Below are 18,940 nucleotides of genomic sequence, written 5' to 3'. Positions count from 1 at the left end.
GAAAAACGGACGTGAAGAACGAAAAGGCGGACATCCCCCTTTTTGTACAAGCGGTGCCTTTTTTCAAGAGCTTGATTGCTAGAAAAGATTGAGCGAAATAATATTCGGCTCAGTTCCAATGAAGGTGGGAGATTATGCAAACAGTTATAGCCTTTATTTTAATTTTTGGCTCACTCGTTTTTTTCCATGAGCTAGGTCACTTCTTATTTGCAAAGAAAGCAGGCATTATGGTGCGTGAATTTGCGATTGGTATGGGACCGAAGATTTTTGGGATGACGAAAGGTGAAACAGTCTATACGCTACGATTATTACCAATTGGCGGTTATGTAAGAATGGCCGGCGAAGATACCGATACGGTAGAACTGCAGCCTGGTTACCGCGTAGCTTTAATAACGAATGAAGAAAATATTGTAGAAAAAATCATTCTCAACCAAAAAACACATTACCAAAACGTCATCTTTTTAGAAGTAGAGCGTGCGGACTTAGAACGTGAACTTTGGATTGAAGGTTATGATGAAGATGATCAGTTCATTCGCTACAATGTATCACGTACAGCAAGCATCGTTGAAAATGGTACGGAGCAGATGATTGCGCCGCTTGATCGCCAATTTAATTCAAAATCTGTTGGTGCTCGTGCAATGGCGATTTTCGCTGGTCCATTATTCAATTTTATTTTAGCGTTTTTCATCTTCCTGATTATCGGGCTTATTCAAGGGATTCCTTCTGAGGAACCGATTATTGCCGAAGTTATGGACAATTCTGTTGCGAGCAGTGCCGGATTGGTCGATGGCGATAAAGTAGTCAAGGTGAACGGACAGTCGATTTCAACTTGGGAAGAATTATCAGAACAAATTTTCAAGAACCCGAACAAAGCCGTAACATTCGAAGTCGAACGTGAAACGGGTAATGAAGTAATTGAACTTACACCAAAAGCTGTAGAGCAGGAAGGTGGTCCGGATTACGGACAAATCGGTGTGATGCGTTCCATTGAAAAAAATCCATTACAAGCCGTAGTGTATGGTGTGGAAGAAACGTATAACATGATTATTACAATCGGAACACTTGTCGGAAAACTGATTACCGGCCAATTCTCGATCGATGCATTATCAGGCCCGGTAGGAATTTATAAAACAACTGAAACGGTTGTAACGTTCGGTTTATATAATATTCTATACTTTGCGGCAATGCTGAGCGTCAACTTAGGGATTATGAACTTGTTACCATTACCAGCACTTGATGGTGGCCGTTTACTTTTCTTCGCTGTGGAAGCAGTAAGAGGAAAACCAATCGACCGTCAAAAAGAAGGTATGGTTCACTTCGTCGGAATACTCCTGCTGATGATCTTAATGGTCGTCGTAACATGGAATGATATCCAGCGATTCTTCTTCTAATATTAATTAAGATGATTTAGCTAAAGGGCAAGCAAGTTGATTGGAATGAAGGGGAGGCGACTTAATTATGCCTTCTCATTCATCAAGTCGTTGCTTCTGCGGTGGCCGCAATAAATTGCCGCCATCCTCGGCGCAAAGAATTAGAGACAAACAAGTTTGACTCTAATTCTTGCCCGCGGAAAGCGTCCGACCCGTAATGGAAATCAACACCATGTCAGATGTAGAATCTCTTTTAAACAAAATACGTTTTAAAATGGCAGCTTTGAGCGTTTTGTATGAATAATACTAGCGTTCAAAGCTAAATTTGATTAGTATTATAGAAGTAGCAATTTAAATAAAAAAGGTGGCACTATTTATGAAACAGACCAAAACGTTTATCCCTACTTTAAGGGAAAATCCATCCGATGCCGACGTGAAATCGCATCGTATGCTTATGCGTGCCGGATTTATCCGACAAAATGCAGCCGGAGTATATTCGTACTTACCATTAGCGCGCAGAGTATTATCAAAAATCGAACAGATCATCCGTGAAGAAATGGAAGCAATCAATTCAATCGAGTTATTAATGCCTGCATTGCAACCAGCAGAGCTATGGCAGGAATCAGGTCGCTGGGAAGCATACGGTCCAGAGCTTATGCGTTTAAAAGACCGTCATGACCGTGACTTCGCTCTAGGTGCTACTCATGAAGAAGTGATTACAACTTTGGTGCGTGATGAAATTAAATCATATAAAAAATTACCGTTAACACTTTACCAAATTCAAAGCAAATTCCGCGATGAAAAACGTCCACGCTTCGGCTTACTGCGCGGTCGCGAATTCATTATGAAAGATGCTTATTCTTTCCACTCATCACGTGAATCACTTGATGCAACATACGATGATATGTACCGTGCATATTCAAACATCTTCTCGCGTCTTGGACTGAACTTCCGTGCTGTAATTGCGGATGCAGGTACAATTGGCGGTAAAGGTACGCACGAATTTATGGTGCTTTCTGAAATCGGTGAAGATACAATCGCTTATTCGGATACATCGGATTATGCGGCAAACATCGAAATGGCAGAGGTTGTTGTAGAATATACAGCACCGACAACACCATTGAAAGACATCGAAAAAATTGAAACACCAGACCAAAAAACAATTGAAGAAGTATCGGCATTTTTAAATGTGGAACCTTCAAATGTGATTAAATCACTAGTTTTTGATATTGATGGCGAGTTGGTTGTTGTTTTAGCGCGCGGTGACCACGAAATTAACGATATTAAACTGAAAAATGCATTAGGTGCTACATCTGTTGAATTGGCAGAAGACGCAGCTATTAAAGAATTACTAGGCTGTACACCAGGTTCAATCGGTCCTGTGAAATTGCCGGTAAATGTAAAAGTTATTGCGGATAACGCAATCAAATCAATCCGTAACGGTGTTGCAGGTGCAAACGAAGATGGATTCCACTTATTAAATGTTAATCCGGAGCGCGACTTCGCGATCAGCTCTTATGAAGACATCCGTTTCATCCAACAAGGTGACCCATCTCCGGACGGTCAAGGTATCATTAAGTTTGCTGAAGGAATTGAAGTTGGACATATTTTCAAATTAGGTACAACTTATTCAGAAAAACTAAATGCAACATTCCTTGATGAGCAAGGTAAAGCAAAACCTTATATTATGGGATGCTATGGTATCGGGGTTTCTCGTATACTTGCTGCAGTAGCAGAACATTTCCAAGATGAAAACGGATTTGTATGGCCTGCACAATTAGCACCATATGACTTGCAACTAGTACCAATCAATGCAAAAGACGAAGCACAAGTTCAATTAGCGGACGAGCTTTATGGTGTACTGAAATCATACCGCTATGAAGTGTTATATGATGACCGTGCAGAACGTGCCGGCGTAAAATTTGCAGATGCAGATTTAATCGGATTACCTGTTCGTATTACAGTAGGTAAAAAAGCTTCAGAAGGTCTTGTGGAAGTGAAATTCCGTTCAACAGGCGAATCTGCAGAATGGGCGAAAGAAGAAGTAGTCGATCGCTTAAACGAATATTTCCGCCAAAACTAGTAACGATTAAGATAGAGAGAACGGGAAAGTACAATTTTTTATGTACTTTCTTTTCTTTTTCATTGGAAGTGAAGGGGCCATTTTTTATGTATTGGGTTGGCTTGGATGAATAACGGTATTAATTCCGCTTATTTTAAATAAAGTGGAGTATTTGTTCATGTCCGATGAAATCCCTCACCTTACAATGGAAACAGCATGATGAAAGGGTGAAACAATTGTCAAAACAGGAAGGAAGACAAAAATTCCTACTATTGTTACAGCAGCTTGAATTGACTGATGATGTCTATATGTCCTTTTTTGAAAATGGAACACTCGAACGTGTAACGGTTCATAAAAAGAAACGTATTTGGGACTTTAAAATAAAAATTGAAAATATATTGCCTTACCAAGTGTATCAATTGCTGAGAATGCGGATGGTCGAGAAGTTTTCTCCTATAGCCAATGTGTTACTGACGATTGAATCGCATAATCCGGTAGTTAATGAGCAGCATATTTTGGATTATTGGCAAGTAGTAGTGGAGCAATTGGATGAAATGTCGCCACTATTGCGTGCAAATTTATCGAAGCAAACACCGAAATGGACAGGTCATAAGCTTGTCGTAACATCGATGCTCGAAGTCGAGTACTTATCATTAAAAGCAAAGTATACAGATAAAATTGCCGAATCGTACAAAACATTCGGCTTCCCGCATATCCCGCTTGAGTTCCAGCTTGTAGAGGAAAATGATGAATTTATTGCACAGCAAGAAGCGTTTTACCAGCAGCGCAGGGAAGAGGAAGAGCGACTGTCTAAACAGGCGATGGCCGATTTTGCAACACGCGAAAAAGAGAAAGCGGCCAATCCTGGTGCTGTTTCCAATGGAGATACACCATTCCAGATTGGTGCACTCATTAAAAATCCGGATCCGGTCGAAATCCGCACAGTACTGGAAGAAGAACGCTCGATTGTACTGGAAGGGTTTATTTTTGCATGTGATATTAAAGAACTTCGAAGCGGTCGTTCATTGCTTGAATTTAAAATTTCCGACTACACCGACTCACTAATGGTCAAAATGTTCTCAAACGGTGACGAGGACGTCGTGAAGATGAAGCAGATGAGCAAAGGGATGTGGGTGCGTGTACGCGGATCGATTCAGCTTGATACATTTGCCCGCGATTTAGTCATGATGGTAAAAGACATCAACGAAATCAAGCGTGAACCTAAAAAAGACCATGCTCCGGAAGGCGAAAAGCGAGTTGAGCTTCACCTGCATACACCGATGAGTCAAATGGATGCGATGACATCTGTCGACAAGCTAGTGGCACAAGCAGCCAAATGGGGACATCCTGCGATTGCGGTAACCGACCATGCTGTTGTTCAGGCATTCCCTGAAGCGTATGCTGCCGGTAAGAAAAATGGCATTAAAGTCATTTACGGCGTGGAAGCAAACTTAGTTGATGACGGAAAACCAATTGTTTACGATCCGATTGATGTTGACCTTGAAGATGCAACGTATATCGTATTTGACGTAGAGACGACCGGCTTCTCGAACGTGTATGACACGATTATCGAGCTGGCGGCCGTCAAAATTAAGAATGGTCAAGTTATTGATACATTTGAACGATTCTCAAACCCGCACCGTAAATTAACAGCAAAAATTATCGAGCTGACTCATATTACTGATGATATGCTTGTCAATGCACCAGAGCTGAGTGATGTCATTCGTGAATTCCATGACTTTATCGGCGATGGGATTGTTGTCGCGCATAATGCAGCGTTTGACTTAGGTTTCTTATATGTTGCATACAAAAATGCCGGCATAGAAGTTCGCCACCCGGGGATCGATACGGTCGAGCTTTCCCGTCTTGTAAATCCAGGGCAAAAATCGCATAACTTGAAAACATTAACGAAAAAATACAATATCGAACTAACCCAGCATCACCGGGCAATTTATGATACCGAAGCAACAGGAGAGCTATTCCTGCATTTATTGAAACAGGCTGCCGATTTAGGTATTAAAAACCTGATTGAAATGAATGACCATGTCGGCGGTGCAGAAGGATATAAACAGTCACGCCCAAGTCACTGTACAATTTTGGCGGTCGATGATGCCGGACTGAAAAATCTGTTTAAGTTGATTTCAATTTCGCATACGGAAACATTTTACCGTGTGCCACGTATTCGTCGATCTGATTTGCAAAAACTACGACAAGGTTTAATCGTAGGCTCAGGCTGCTCGAATGGTGAGTTATTTGAAACAATGATGAATAAGACGCAGGAAGAAGCCGAGCGTATCGCAAAATTCTATGATTATTTGGAAGTAATGCCGAAACCGGTCTATTCTCCATTAGTGGATGGCGGTACAGTCCATGATGAATGGGCATTGGAAGACATTATCCGCCGTATCGTAAAGCTTGGCAAAAAGCTGAACTTACCGGTCGTAGCAACGGGAAATGTCCACTACTTGCATGAAACCGATGCAAAGTTCCGTCAAATCCTTGTTGGATCAATGGGTGGTGCAAACCCGTTAAATCGTAATCCTTTACCGAAAGTCCATTTCCGTACAACGGATGAAATGCTGAAGGAATTCGACTTTTTAGGCCCGGATTTAGCAAAGGAAATCGTTGTGACAAATACGCAGCTTGTCGCCGATATGATTGGCGATGTAAAACCGATCAAGGACGACTTATATACACCGAAGATTGAAGGCTCGGATGATGAAGTAACGAATCTGACTTATGAAATGGCACATAGTATTTACGGCGAAAATTTACCGGAAATTGTCCAGGCACGTATTGATAAGGAACTGAAATCGATTTTGGGGCACGGGTTCGGAGTAATTTACCTGATTTCCGCAAAGCTCGTTAAAAAATCGCTTGCTGACGGTTACTTAGTAGGTTCGCGTGGTTCTGTAGGGTCATCCCTCGTCGCGACATTTATGGAAATTACCGAAGTAAACCCGCTACCGCCGCATTATGTTTGTCCAAAGTGCAAGCATTCCGAGTTTATCGCGGATGGTTCGGTTGCATCAGGCTATGACTTACCGAACAAACAATGCCCGGAATGCGGTGCTCCGTACAAAAAAGACGGCCAGGATATCCCGTTCGAAACATTCCTGGGATTCAAGGGCGACAAGGTGCCCGATATTGATTTGAACTTCTCCGGTGAATATCAGCCACAGGCGCATAACTATACGAAAGTGCTGTTCGGTGAAGATTATGTATTCCGTGCCGGAACAATTGGTACCGTCGCTGAAAAGACGGCATATGGTTATGTAAAAGGGTACGGAAGCGACAATGGCATCACTTACCGAAATGCGGAAGTGGACCGCCTTGTGCAAGGATGTACAGGGGTAAAACGTACAACCGGACAACACCCAGGGGGCATTATCGTAGTTCCGGATTATATGGATATTTACGACTTCTCGCCAGTACAGTTCCCGGCGGATGCCCAGGATTCGGAATGGAAAACAACCCATTTCGACTTCCACTCGATTCACGATAATATTTTAAAGCTCGATATACTTGGACACGATGATCCGACCGTAATTCGTATGCTTCAGGATTTATCCGGAATCGATCCGAAAACAATCCCGACAGACGATCCGATTGTTATGAAGATTTTCAGTTCAACGGAATCACTAGGTGTAACGGAAAAGCAAATTGGCACGAAAACAGGAACGCTCGGAATTCCTGAGTTCGGGACAAAATTCGTACGCCAAATGCTAGAAGAAACAAAACCGTCAACATTCAGTGAACTTGTTCAGATTTCAGGACTATCACACGGTACAGACGTATGGCTTGGAAATGCACAGGAACTGATCAAAGACGGCACTTGTGTATTAAAAGAAGTAATTGGCTGTCGTGACGATATTATGGTTTATTTAATTTATCAGGATTTGGAACCGTCGTTTGCCTTTAAAATTATGGAGTCTGTTCGTAAAGGTAAAGGCTTAACAGATGAAATGGAAGCGGAAATGCGTGCGAAGAAAGTGCCGGAATGGTATATCGATTCTTGTAAAAAGATTAAGTACATGTTCCCGAAAGCCCATGCCGCAGCGTATGTATTAATGGCCGTGCGTATCGCATGGTTCAAGGTACATCATCCGATTCTTTACTATGCAGCTTACTTCACTGTACGTGCATCGGACTTTGATTTAATTGCGATGACGCAAGGTTCTGTCATGATTCGCAAAAAAATCGATGAGATTAACATGAAGGGGCTCGATGCAGCGCCAAAAGAGAAAAGTTTACTGACGGTTATGGAACTGGCACTTGAAATGTGTGAACGCGGCATGAGCTTCAAAAAGGTAGATTTATACCGTTCACAGGCGAGTGAGTTCATTATTGAAGGAAACTCATTGATTCCGCCATTTGATGCCATTCCTGGCCTTGGTACAAACGTAGCGAAACAAATTGTTGAAGCACGTAAAAACGGAGAGTTTTTATCGAAGGAAGATCTACAGCAACGCGGCCGTGTATCGAAGACATTAATCGAGTATATGGATGAGCTTGGATGTCTGGAAGGAATGCCGGATGCCAACCAGCTGTCATTATTCTAATGTACGGATTGGCTAAAAGAGAGGATTTTGTATTTACAGATGCATATTCTCTTAATTGTTGTTAATTCTATGTGTTAATAGGCAAAATTTGCATTAGGATAGCCTTTGTGCTATGCTAAATGTAATAATTTGTTGATAGTTCACCAGCAAAAGAGTGGGGTTTCCCGCTCTTTTCTGTTGTTTACACAACTATTTAATTTCGATGAGCAAGTGTTCAGATCATTTGTTCAATGGAGTTGAACCTTTGGCGAATATCACAAATTTAAAATGAAAAAAATGAAGTCCGTCTAAAACGTCGTATCTTACGGCGATGACTGGCTGACCCACGTCCTGTGGGCCTCAAAAGAAATCTGGACGCAATTGCATTTAGATGTAAATGTCTCCATTTTTTTCAATGAAAACTCGTCTTTTGTTTAACCAATACTAAGAAGATTTAAAACAAACAAAGACGTTAGGGAGGATACGATGAGCAAAGTTACGTCGATCATTGAAGAGCTAGTGACACCGATCGTGGAAGAGCTTGATTTGGAATTAGTTGATATCGAGTTCGTGAAAGAAGGACGCGACTGGTTCCTTCGTATTTATGTTGACACACCAGAAGGCGGCATTGATATTTTACAATGTGCACAAGTGAGTGAACGTTTAAGCGAGAAGTTGGATGAAAATGATCCAATCGAGCAAAACTATTACTTAGAGGTTTCTTCACCAGGAGCGGAACGTCCGTTAAAGAAACAACAGGACTTTGAAAAAGCAATCGGCAAATATATTTATGTGAAAACTTATGAACCAGTTAAGGATTTAAAAGAATTCTATGGTTATTTACGCGCATATACAGATGAATTTTTAGAAATCGAATTCCGTATTAAAACACGTAAAGTTACAGTACAAATTGAAAAAGAAAAAATTGCGCAAGCGCGTCTTGCTATCGATTTTTCAGATAAGCAAATTTAGGAGTGAAAACAAAAATGAGTAGTGAATTACTAGATGCCCTAACTGCCCTTGAAGAGCAGAAAGGTATTTCAAGAGATGTATTAATTGAGGCGATTGAGGCGGCTTTAGTAACTGCGTACAAACGTAACTTCAACCAAGCGCAAAACGTTCGCGTGGATCTTAACCTAAATACAGGTTCAATGGTTGTTTATTCTCGTAAAGACGTAGTAGAAGAAGTAGAAGACGATCGTCTGGAAATCGCATTGGAAGACGCGAAATTCATTAATGCAGCTTATGAAATTGGTGACGTCGTAGAAGAAGAAGTAACACCACGGAACTTCGGACGTATCGCGGCACAGACTGCTAAGCAAGTTGTAACGCAACGTGTTCGTGAGGCAGAGCGCGGTTTAATTTATGAAGAGTATGTAGACCGTGAAGATGACATCGTAACAGGTGTAATCGAGCGTCAAGATGCACGTAATATTTATGTGTCAATCGGTAAAGTGGAAGCGGCATTACCTGTTAACGAACAAATTCAAGGTGAAGTTTATAAGCCAACTACACGCATCCGTGTTTACATTACAAAAGTTGAACGCACAACACGTGGTCCACAAGTAATCGTATCTCGTACACATCCTGGATTATTGCGCCGTCTGTTTGAAATGGAAGTTCCAGAAATTTATGATGGCACTGTAGAAATCAAATCAATCGCGCGTGAAGCGGGAGACCGTTCAAAAATCTCTGTATATGCACATAATGAAGAAGTAGATCCTGTAGGTTCATGTGTTGGAGCTAAAGGTGCACGTGTGCAAACAATTGTAAACGAATTAAACGGTGAAAAGATCGATATCGTAGAATGGTCAGAAGATCCGGTTGTATTCGTTGCAAACGCACTAAGCCCTTCAAAAGTTCTGGACGTTCAAGTAAATGAAGAAGAAAAGTCAACAACAGTTGTCGTACCGGATTACCAATTATCACTAGCGATTGGTAAGCGCGGACAAAATGCTCGTTTAGCAGCAAAATTAACGGGCTGGAAAATCGACATCAAGAGTGAAACAGATGCACGCGAATTAGGGATTTATCCTTCTGAAACGAGCACATTCGTTCCACGTGAAGATGCAGAAGAAGTACAATTTGATTTATATGGTGATGACGAAGAGTAAGCCATCATTTGGAATGATTTTGCAAGGAGGGTAAGCAATATGGTCGTTAATAAAAAAATTCCTTTACGCAAATGTGTTGCAACAGGCGAGATGCTTCCGAAAAAATCAATGATTCGCGTCGTTCGTTCAAAAGAGGGCGAAGTGACTGTTGATATTACAGGAAAAAAATCCGGTCGTGGAGCATATGTTTCTAAAACGGAAGATGCTGTTGAAATGGCGCGTAAAAAGAATATTTTAGATCGCCAGCTTGATGCAAAAGTGCCGGATGAGGTGTATGAGGAGCTGCTAACGCTAATCCGCCGGGAGTCGATTTTATGACAAACCCGGCATTGCTACAGCTATTAGGTTTAGCAGCACGTGCACGAAAAACAATATCCGGAGAAGAGCTTGTCGTAAAAGAAATTCGCAACGGCAATGCAAAACTTGTCTTTTTAGCTTCGGATGCTTCGGCAAATACGAGCAAAAAGATTCAGGATAAATGTACGTTTTATAAAGTTGAGTATTATGTTTTCGGAGATCGATATGATCTTGGACATGCTACCGGGAAGGAAGCCCGTGTAGCGATTGCTATTACAGATAGCGGATTTGCTAAAAAAATGTCTAGTCTACTCAACGAAAATTAATCGGGGGTGAGCAGATGAGCAAAGTAAGAGTTCATGAATATGCGAAAAAGGTAAATAAAACAAGTAAGGAAGTTATTGAGGTGCTTGCAAAACATAATCTGCCGGTGAAAAATCATATGGCGGTTATCGATGAGCAGGCGGTCTCAAAACTAAATTCTGTCTTTAAGCAAGCAGTGGAACCAACGAAAGATTCTCCTGCAAAGACACCTGCCAAAGCTGTAAATGTTACACCAAAACGCGGTGAACAAGGGCAGAAGAAAGTGCAGCAAGGTCAAAAGCAGGATCGTCCACAATCTGCTTCAAATAACCAACAACCGAACAAAGCTTCAAACGCCCAAGGGCAACCAAAATCGCAACAAGGCGAAAAAATAAGAAATGAAAAAGGTAACCAAAATCGAAATATGACACAAAATAACAATAATAACCGCAAAAGCGGCACAACACCAAACACTAGTAATAATAAAGGCGGCAACACGCCAAATAGAGGCGGAAATACGCCAAACAAGGGTGGCAACACTCAAAACAAAGGCGGCTATCAACAACGTAGAAAACCAGGTATCAATGGTGGTAAACGTCGTACGCATCGCCCGGCACCACAACCAATGGTGCAAAAGGAATTACCGGAAAAAATTACTTTCTATGAAAGTTTATCAGTTGCAGAACTTGCAAAAAAATTACACCGTGAGCCATCGGAAATTATTAAAAAATTATTCATGCTTGGCGTAATGGCAACAATTAACCAAGAACTTGATAAGGATGCAATTGAGTTAATCTGTGCAGACTACGGGGTAGAAGTAGAAGAAGAAATCCGTATCGACAAAACAGATTTAGATACGTACTTCGATGATACTATCGTGGAAGTTGACGAGAATGCATTAGAAGAGCGCCCACCAGTTGTAACAATTATGGGACACGTTGACCACGGTAAAACATCATTGCTTGACTCAATTCGTAAAACGAAAGTTACAGCGGGTGAAGCAGGCGGTATTACTCAGCATATCGGTGCATACCAAGTAGAAGTTAACGGGAAGAAAATTTCATTCCTTGATACTCCTGGTCACGCGGCATTCACAACAATGCGTGCGCGTGGTGCATCAATTACAGATATCGCAATTATCGTAGTTGCAGCAGATGACGGTGTAATGCCTCAAACAGTTGAAGCAATCAACCACGCAAAAGCTGCAGAAGTACCAATTATCGTAGCAATCAACAAAATGGATAAACCATCTGCCAATCCTGACCGTGTACAACAAGAGTTAACTGAGCACGGATTAGTTCCTGAAGCATGGGGTGGAGATACAATCTTCGTACCAATTTCAGCACTGAAAGGTGAAGGTATTGACCAACTTCTGGAAATGATTTTATTAGTTTCTGAAGTAGGCGAATTAAAAGCGAATCCGACTCGTTCAGCAATCGGTACAGTAATTGAAGCACAGCTTGATAAAGGCCGTGGTGCAGTTGCAACACTTTTAGTTCAAGATGGTACATTACGTATTGGTGACCCAATCGTAGTCGGTCATGCATATGGTCGTGTACGTGCAATGGTCAACGATCTTGGCCGTCGTATTAAAACAGCTGGCCCTTCTATGCCAGTTGAAATTACAGGTTTAAGCGAAGTACCACAAGCGGGCGACCGTTTCGTAGTATTCGAAGACGAAAAAACAGCTCGTCAAGTTGGTGAGTCTCGTTCAATGACTGCAATTCAAGCGTCACGTTCAGAAAAACAACGTGTAACACTTGATAACTTATTCGAACAAATGAGCCAAGGCGAAATGAAAGAGCTAAACTTAATCGTTAAAGCAGACGTACAAGGTACAGTGGAAGCAATGGCTTCTTCATTAATGAAAATTGATGTTGAAGGTGTTAACGTTAAAATCATCCACACTGGTGCGGGTGCAATTACAGAATCGGATATCTCTCTTGCTGCTGCCTCAAATGCAATCGTTATCGGATTCAACGTACGTCCGGATACAAATGCAAAACGTGCTGCTGATGAAGAAGGCGTAGATATTCGTCTACACCGTATCATCTATAAAGTAATCGAAGAAATTGAACACGCGATGAAAGGGATGCTTGATCCAGAGTTCGAAGAGAAAATCGTTGGTCAAGCGGAAGTTCGTCAAACAATTAAAGTATCTAAAGTGGGTACAATTGCAGGTTCATACGTTATCGAAGGTAAAATCGTTCGCGATGCCGGCGTACGTGTAATTCGCGAAAACGTTGTTGTGTTCGAAGGTGAACTTGATTCACTAAAACGCTTCAAAGATGATGCAAAAGAAGTTGCAAAAGGATATGAGTGTGGTATTACAATTAAAAACTACAACGACATTAAAGAAGGCGACATTATCGAAGCCTTCGTAATGGAAGAAATTGTTCGTAAATAATGATTGTATACGCAGAAATTGAATTCATGATTCAGACTGCCCACTCATTAAAAGAAAAGCGCGCCGTCCTACAACGGATGGTTACGCGTACGAAACAAAAATTCAACGTTTCCGTTGCTGAAATTGACCATCAGGATGTATGGCAGCGTACAAAGCTTGCGCTTGTCGCAGTTGCTTCTTCCAAAGAAGCAGCTGAACGCGAGCTTATGCGTGCCGTCCATTATCTGCAGTCAAATCCGCAATGGGAACAGCTGGATTTTTATCGTGAATATTTATAAAGTCCACTTATCGTGGCAAACTGTACTATTAATTACGCAATTTAAATGAGGTGACATTTATGTCTCTACGTTCTAATCGAGTTGCTGAGCAAATGAAAAAAGAAATTACTGAAATCATTGCGCGCAAAATCAAAGATCCGCGTGTAGGCTTCGTTACGGTTACTGATGTAGCAGTAACAGGAGACTTACAGCAAGCAACTGTTTATATTACATCGTTAGGCAATGACCGCGAACGTGCGGAAACATTGCAAGCGTTAGAAAAAGCATCCGGTTTCATCCGTTCTGAAGTTGGTTCACGTATTCGCTTACGCCGTACGCCTGAACTGGCATTCGAATTCGATACAGCAATCGAATACGGAAACAAAATCGATGCTTTACTACGTGGCCTAAACGAAGATAAATAAAACTAAGAAGTCTGCGCTGCATAACTATGCAGGCAGACTTTTTTGCTTTTGAAATTCTTTAACGGAATTGTTGAATACAGAAGTTTTGTTAAGGAAATAAACTTTATGCTAAGGTAGAGTGACGCGAAGCGAAGGGGGGCGACTCCTAGGGGATCAGCGTGCGCGGAAAATCCACTTTATCGCTGCCGCCGTAAGGGTAGCGATAAAGTTAGTTGGAGCCACGCCCCCAGGAATATTTGAACGAATGCTAAAACCGTTATGTCGTGTAACAACGCATTCGTGATCAACGTCCTGTTGGCCTCCCGTAGCGAAGCAGAACGGATCGTATGAAAAGTACCAACTATAGCTGAAGCTTATATCAAAGAATCTATTAAATATCGAAATCCCTATTTCAAACAAAGGAGCAAAACAATGAACGGTATTTTGCCATTATGGAAAGAGCGCGGCATGACAAGTCATGACTGTGTATTTAAATTACGAAAAATATTAAAGACGAAAAAAGTAGGCCATACCGGGACACTTGATCCAGGTGTAGAAGGCGTCCTGCCAATCTGTATCGGCCAGGCAACACGCATCGCCGAATATTTAACAGATGCCGGCAAAACGTATGAAGCAGTCGTATCGATCGGACGCACGACAACAACAGAAGATGCGGAAGGCGAAACAGTCGAGCAAAATACAGATTTCAAATCGTTTACTCGTGAAGAAATTTTACAAGCACTCCAAACGCTGACAGGCGAAATTGAACAAACGCCTCCGATGTTTTCTGCGGTAAAAGTGAACGGGAAAAAGCTTTATGAGTATGCAAGAGCCGGCCAAACAGTCGAGCGCCCAACACGTAAAATTACAATTTACGAGCTGGAATTATTGGATGATGCACAAACGTTCGAAGGGGAAGAAGTGAAGTTCTCGATTCGCATCAAATGTTCAAAAGGGACGTATATTCGCACATTAGCTGTTCAGATCGGTGAAGCATTAGGCTGTCCTGCACATATGCATGAACTTGTACGAACAGCATCAGGCACATTTACTAAAGACAATTGCTTTACATTAGCCGAAATCGCGGAAATGATGGAAGCAGGGGAGCAGGAGAAGTTTCTGTTGCCTGTTGAATATGCATTATCCGATTATCCATACATTGAAATTACGGAAGACATTGAAAAGCAAATTTTCAATGGGCAAGTTCTCCCGATGCATACTTTATTAACGGAACATGATAAAATTGTTTATGGTGTAGAGGGACGAGCATTTGCGGTTTACATCGCCCATCCGACAAAGACCGGGCAAATGAAGCCGGATAAGATGTTTCCCGAAATTAATTAGGAGGCCCAAGATGAACGTTATTCATTTGAAATACCCCCATCAATTAGCACAGGAAATAGAAAAAGAGGCGTACTCATTAGCAATCGGATTTTTTGATGGGGTACATAAAGGACATCAGGCGGTCATTGAAGCGGCAAAGCAAAAAGCCGAGCAGCTTAATATTAAAAGTGCCGTGATGACTTTTGATCCACATCCATCGATTGTACTAGGCAGACGTAATGAAAAAGTGTTTTACATTACGCCACTACCACAAAAATTAGATACATTAAAAAAATTAAATATCGATACAGTATTTGTTGTAAACTTTACATCAGACTTTGCAAAGCTTACACCGGAAGAGTTCATTAAGTATTTTATCGTAGATTTAAATGTCCAGCATGTAACGGCAGGCTTTGATTTCTCATTTGGCGCATACGGCAAAGGCAATATGGAGCTGATGGAGCAACTGTCGAACGGGCGTTATGGTGTGACGGCAATCGAAAAACAGCAGGATGCAGTCGAAAAAATCAGCTCAACACGTATTCGCCAAGCATTACAGGACGGGGAAATGGAGCAGGCTCGTAATCTATTAGGCCGCGCATTTGAAGTGCCGGGAATCGTCGTGCACGGAGATAAGCGCGGACGGACAATGGGCTTTCCGACAGCAAACGTTCAGGCGATGGAAGGCTGCTATATACCGGCAACCGGTGTGTATGCAGTGAAAATTTTAGTGCAAAATAAATGGTATGACGGGGTTTGTAATGTAGGCTATAAACCGACATTCAACAACCCGGAAGAAAAGCTGCTGTCGATTGAAGTGCATATTTTAAATTTCAATAAAAATATTTACGGTGAAGAGGTCGTTGTCGGCTGGTATAAACGCATTCGCAGCGAACGGAAATTTAATGGCATCGAAGCGTTAATTGAGCAAATTGAATTAGATAAACAGCAAGCAATCGCCTATTTTGAACAACTACGCTAAATAGTTGCGCATCTATAAACAATTATGGTACTATTCACTAGTACGAAATTCTCGTATGAACCTTAGCTCGGCTTTTCGCAACTCCAGCGACTGCTCTGCTAGTGGGGATATCTTATTTATCAGGAGGTCATTTAAAATGGCAATTACACAAGAACGTAAAAACGAAATTATCGCTGAGTACCGCGTACACGAAACAGACACTGGTTCTCCAGAAGTACAAGTAGCTGTATTAACTGCAGAAATTAACGCATTAAACGCTCACTTAGCTACTCACAAGAAAGACTTCCACTCTCAACGTGGTCTTCTTAAAATGGTAGGTAAACGTCGTCATTTATTAAAATATTTACGTGAAAACGACGTAGCTCGTTACCGTGAATTAATTACTAAACTTGGATTACGTCGCTAATACGTCGTTAATCTGACAATAAAAAGCGGGATTTTTCCCGCTTTTTATTATGTTTGAAAATGAGTCAGCTTTCCGAATCAATGGTGCGATGTTTAACTTCTTTGAGCAGGTGTCAACACGCCTGTTGAAAGAAGTTAAACCATTGCTGGAAAGCCAAAAATATTTTATTAAATTTATCGATATTTAGATCAAAAAATTTAGCATAGAAAACGCTTTTTTGATACACTAACTATGGTACATAATATGATACGTAGAGTGTTTCAATAAGAAAGGGGTTCATTTAATGAACGAAAAAAAGGTCTTTTCGTATGAATGGGCAGGCCGTCCACTAGTAGTAGAAGTAGGACAGCTAGCAAAACAAGCAAATGGTGCTGCAATGATCCGCTACGGCGAAACAGCAGTTCTAGCTACGGCAACAATGTCAAAACAACCAAAAGCATTAGATTTCTTCCCGTTAACAGTTAACTTTGAAGAACGTCTATATGCAGCAGGTAAAATCCCTGGTGGTTTCATTAAACGTGAAGGACGTCCATCAGAAGCGGCAGTATTAACTTCTCGTCTAATTGACCGTCCAATCCGTCCAATGTTCCCGGATGGTTTCCGTAACGAAGTACAATCAATTTTAATGGTTATGTCAAATGATTCAAACTGCCCTGCTGATGTAGCGGCAATGTTTGGTTCTTCATTATCATTAGCAATTTCCGATATTCCATTCGACGGACCGATTGCAGGTGTACATGTAGGATATATCGACGGAGAATTCGTTGTGAACCCGACTGTAGAACAATCAGCAAAATCGACTGTTCACTTAACAGTAGCAGGTAACAAAGACGCGGTTAACATGGTAGAAGCAGGTGCTTTAGAAGTAACTGAAGATATAATGCTTGAAGCGATTATGTTCGGTCATGAAGAAATTAAAAAGTTAATTGCCTTCCAAGAGCAAATTGTTGCTGAAGTGGGTAAAGAAAAACTTGAAGTAACATTATATGAATTAGATGCAGACTTAACAGCAGCGATCAAAGCTGAATGTGAAGCTGATATGAATACAGCAATCCAAACGGTGGACAAGCAATTACGCCAAGAAAATATTACAGCAGTAAAAACACGTGTGATCGAAGCTTATGAAGCCCAAGAAGCTGACGAAGCTACGATGAAACAAGTGAATGCTATTTTAGATAAAATGGTAAAAGATGAAGTGCGTCGTTTAATTACAGAAGATAAAGTTCGTCCGGATGGTCGTAAGCAAGATGAAATCCGTCCGCTTTCTTCTGAAGTAGATTTATTGCCACGTGCACACGGTTCCGCATTATTCACACGTGGACAAACGCAAGCATTATCAATTTGTACTTTAGGTGCTTTAGGCGATGTTCAAATTATTGACGGCTTAGGTATTGAAGAGTCAAAACGCTGGATGCACCACTACAACTTCCCACAATTCTCAGTTGGGGAAACAGGCCGTTACGGTAGCCCGGGCCGTCGTGAAATCGGTCACGGTGCATTAGGTGAGCGTGCAATTTTAGCGGTAATGCCAACAGAAGAGGAATTCCCGTATGCAATCCGTTGCGTATCGGAAGTATTGGAATCAAATGGTTCTACTTCTCAAGCATCAATTTGTGCATCAACAATGGCACTTATGGCTGCAGGTGTGCCAATTAAAGCACCAGTTGCAGGTATCGCAATGGGTCTTGTTAAAAAAGGCGAGCACTATACAGTATTATCAGATATCCAAGGTATGGAAGACCACCTTGGCGACATGGACTTTAAAGTGGCAGGTACAGCTAAAGGTGTAACAGCACTTCAAATGGACATTAAAATCGATGGTCTGTCTCGTGATATTTTAGAAGAAGCATTAACTCAGGCGAAAATCGGCCGTATGCACATTTTAGAGCATATGATGTCAACGATTTCAGCGTCTCGCACTTCATTATCACAATACGCACCAAAAATTGTTTCAATCAAAATTAATCCTGACAAAATCCGCGATGTAATCGGACCGGGTGGTAAAGTCATCAATAAAATTATTGATGAAACAGGCGTTAAAATTGATACAGAACAAGATGGTACAATCTACATCGCTTCAGCTGATGAAGCAATGATTAACCGTGCTAAAGAAATGATCGAATCAATCGTACGCGAAGCTAAAGTAGGCGAGTACTACTTATCAACAGTAAAACGCATTGAAAAATTCGGTGCATTCTGTGAAATCTTCCCAGGTAAAGACGGCTTACTGCACATTTCGGAAATTCAGGAAGAACGTACGAAAGAAGTAGAAGACGTATTAAAACTAGGCGATGAATTACTAGTGAAATGTATCGAGATCGATAAACAAGGTCGCGTAAACTTATCACGTAAAGTAGTTATCAAAGAAGAAAAAGAGCGCGCGGAACAAGGGAAATAATTGAAACAAGCGTTGCAAACAAGATAAAAAGGGAGGTTGTACACTATTGTACAGCCTCTTTTTTAAATAACGTTAA

The 18,940-nt window shown here is 41.4% G+C and carries 14 protein-coding genes; all 14 read left to right on the top strand.

Going from position 1 to position 18,940, the window contains the following annotated elements; translation table 11 throughout:
- The first annotated feature begins 134 nt into the window (after positions 1-134).
- The 14 genes from rseP (at position 135) to pnp (ending at position 18,864) form a co-directional block, all read left to right on the top strand.
- Positions 135-1,391 carry an RIP metalloprotease RseP gene (gene rseP / locus M3166_RS08895; RefSeq protein ID WP_251689280.1) on the top strand — a complete coding sequence of 419 codons (1,257 nt, stop codon included), beginning with the start codon at positions 135-137 and terminating at the stop codon, positions 1,389-1,391.
- Between the two features lie 355 nt (positions 1,392-1,746).
- A complete protein-coding gene (locus M3166_RS08890) occupies positions 1,747-3,453 on the top strand; it encodes a proline--tRNA ligase (protein WP_251689279.1) in 1,707 nt (568 codons plus the stop codon).
- Positions 3,454-3,617: 164 nt separating this feature from the next.
- Positions 3,618-7,994 (top strand): PolC-type DNA polymerase III, encoded by a 4,377-nt coding sequence (locus M3166_RS08885; protein WP_251689278.1) that lies wholly within the window; start codon positions 3,618-3,620, stop codon positions 7,992-7,994.
- A gap of 465 nt (positions 7,995-8,459) precedes the next feature.
- On the top strand, positions 8,460-8,945 hold the full coding sequence (rimP, locus tag M3166_RS08880; RefSeq protein ID WP_079525284.1) for a ribosome maturation factor RimP: 486 nt from the start codon (positions 8,460-8,462) through the stop codon (positions 8,943-8,945).
- 14 nt (positions 8,946-8,959) lie between these two features.
- On the top strand, positions 8,960-10,087 hold the full coding sequence (nusA, locus tag M3166_RS08875; protein WP_251689277.1) for a transcription termination factor NusA: 1,128 nt from the start codon (positions 8,960-8,962) through the stop codon (positions 10,085-10,087).
- Positions 10,088-10,126: 39 nt separating this feature from the next.
- Positions 10,127-10,405, top strand: coding sequence for an RNase P modulator RnpM (rnpM, locus tag M3166_RS08870; RefSeq protein WP_008403237.1), 279 nt, complete (start codon positions 10,127-10,129; stop codon positions 10,403-10,405).
- Positions 10,402-10,710 (top strand): YlxQ family RNA-binding protein, encoded by a 309-nt coding sequence (locus M3166_RS08865; RefSeq protein ID WP_251689276.1) that lies wholly within the window; start codon positions 10,402-10,404, stop codon positions 10,708-10,710. Before rnpM ends, M3166_RS08865 begins: the two co-directional genes overlap by 4 nt.
- A 14-nt stretch (positions 10,711-10,724) precedes the next feature.
- Positions 10,725-13,094, top strand: a complete 2,370-nt coding sequence (gene infB, locus M3166_RS08860) for a translation initiation factor IF-2 (RefSeq protein ID WP_251689275.1) — start codon at positions 10,725-10,727, stop codon at positions 13,092-13,094.
- Positions 13,094-13,372: a DUF503 domain-containing protein gene (locus tag M3166_RS08855; protein ID WP_251689273.1), complete on the top strand. Its 279-nt coding sequence runs from the start codon at positions 13,094-13,096 to the stop codon at positions 13,370-13,372. Before infB ends, M3166_RS08855 begins: the two co-directional genes overlap by 1 nt.
- A 59-nt stretch (positions 13,373-13,431) precedes the next feature.
- Positions 13,432-13,776, top strand: coding sequence for a 30S ribosome-binding factor RbfA (rbfA, locus tag M3166_RS08850; RefSeq protein WP_251689271.1), 345 nt, complete (start codon positions 13,432-13,434; stop codon positions 13,774-13,776).
- A gap of 411 nt (positions 13,777-14,187) precedes the next feature.
- Entirely contained in the window at positions 14,188-15,099 is a 912-nt protein-coding gene (truB, locus tag M3166_RS08845) for a tRNA pseudouridine(55) synthase TruB (RefSeq protein WP_251689269.1), read from the top strand.
- 10 nt (positions 15,100-15,109) lie between these two features.
- Positions 15,110-16,060 (top strand): riboflavin biosynthesis protein RibF, encoded by a 951-nt coding sequence (gene ribF, locus M3166_RS08840; RefSeq protein ID WP_251689267.1) that lies wholly within the window; start codon positions 15,110-15,112, stop codon positions 16,058-16,060.
- Between the two features lie 136 nt (positions 16,061-16,196).
- Complete coding sequence (gene rpsO / locus M3166_RS08835) at positions 16,197-16,466, top strand: 30S ribosomal protein S15 (RefSeq protein ID WP_008403229.1); 270 nt, start codon at positions 16,197-16,199, stop codon at positions 16,464-16,466.
- Between the two features lie 283 nt (positions 16,467-16,749).
- Positions 16,750-18,864: a polyribonucleotide nucleotidyltransferase gene (pnp, locus tag M3166_RS08830; protein ID WP_251689265.1), complete on the top strand. Its 2,115-nt coding sequence runs from the start codon at positions 16,750-16,752 to the stop codon at positions 18,862-18,864.
- Positions 18,865-18,940 lie beyond the last annotated feature (76 nt).

The organism is Solibacillus isronensis (assembly GCF_023715405.1).
Lineage (GTDB): Bacteria > Bacillota > Bacilli > Bacillales_A > Planococcaceae > Solibacillus > Solibacillus isronensis_B.
Note: the sequence above shows the minus strand (reverse complement) of the source record. Positions and strands in the feature narration are given on the sequence as shown.

Coding starts and splice junctions, on each gene's coding strand:
- pnp (WP_251689265.1), top strand. CDS start 16,750: ATGAACGAAAAAAAGGTCTTTTCGTATGAATGGGCAGGCCGTCCACTA.
- M3166_RS08890 (WP_251689279.1), top strand. CDS start 1,747: ATGAAACAGACCAAAACGTTTATCCCTACTTTAAGGGAAAATCCATCC.
- ribF (WP_251689267.1), top strand. CDS start 15,110: ATGAACGTTATTCATTTGAAATACCCCCATCAATTAGCACAGGAAATA.
- rnpM (WP_008403237.1), top strand. CDS start 10,127: ATGGTCGTTAATAAAAAAATTCCTTTACGCAAATGTGTTGCAACAGGC.
- rimP (WP_079525284.1), top strand. CDS start 8,460: ATGAGCAAAGTTACGTCGATCATTGAAGAGCTAGTGACACCGATCGTG.
- M3166_RS08865 (WP_251689276.1), top strand. CDS start 10,402: ATGACAAACCCGGCATTGCTACAGCTATTAGGTTTAGCAGCACGTGCA.
- rbfA (WP_251689271.1), top strand. CDS start 13,432: ATGTCTCTACGTTCTAATCGAGTTGCTGAGCAAATGAAAAAAGAAATT.
- rpsO (WP_008403229.1), top strand. CDS start 16,197: ATGGCAATTACACAAGAACGTAAAAACGAAATTATCGCTGAGTACCGC.
- M3166_RS08885 (WP_251689278.1), top strand. CDS start 3,618: ATGAAATCCCTCACCTTACAATGGAAACAGCATGATGAAAGGGTGAAA.
- nusA (WP_251689277.1), top strand. CDS start 8,960: ATGAGTAGTGAATTACTAGATGCCCTAACTGCCCTTGAAGAGCAGAAA.
- infB (WP_251689275.1), top strand. CDS start 10,725: ATGAGCAAAGTAAGAGTTCATGAATATGCGAAAAAGGTAAATAAAACA.
- truB (WP_251689269.1), top strand. CDS start 14,188: ATGAACGGTATTTTGCCATTATGGAAAGAGCGCGGCATGACAAGTCAT.
- M3166_RS08855 (WP_251689273.1), top strand. CDS start 13,094: ATGATTGTATACGCAGAAATTGAATTCATGATTCAGACTGCCCACTCA.
- rseP (WP_251689280.1), top strand. CDS start 135: ATGCAAACAGTTATAGCCTTTATTTTAATTTTTGGCTCACTCGTTTTT.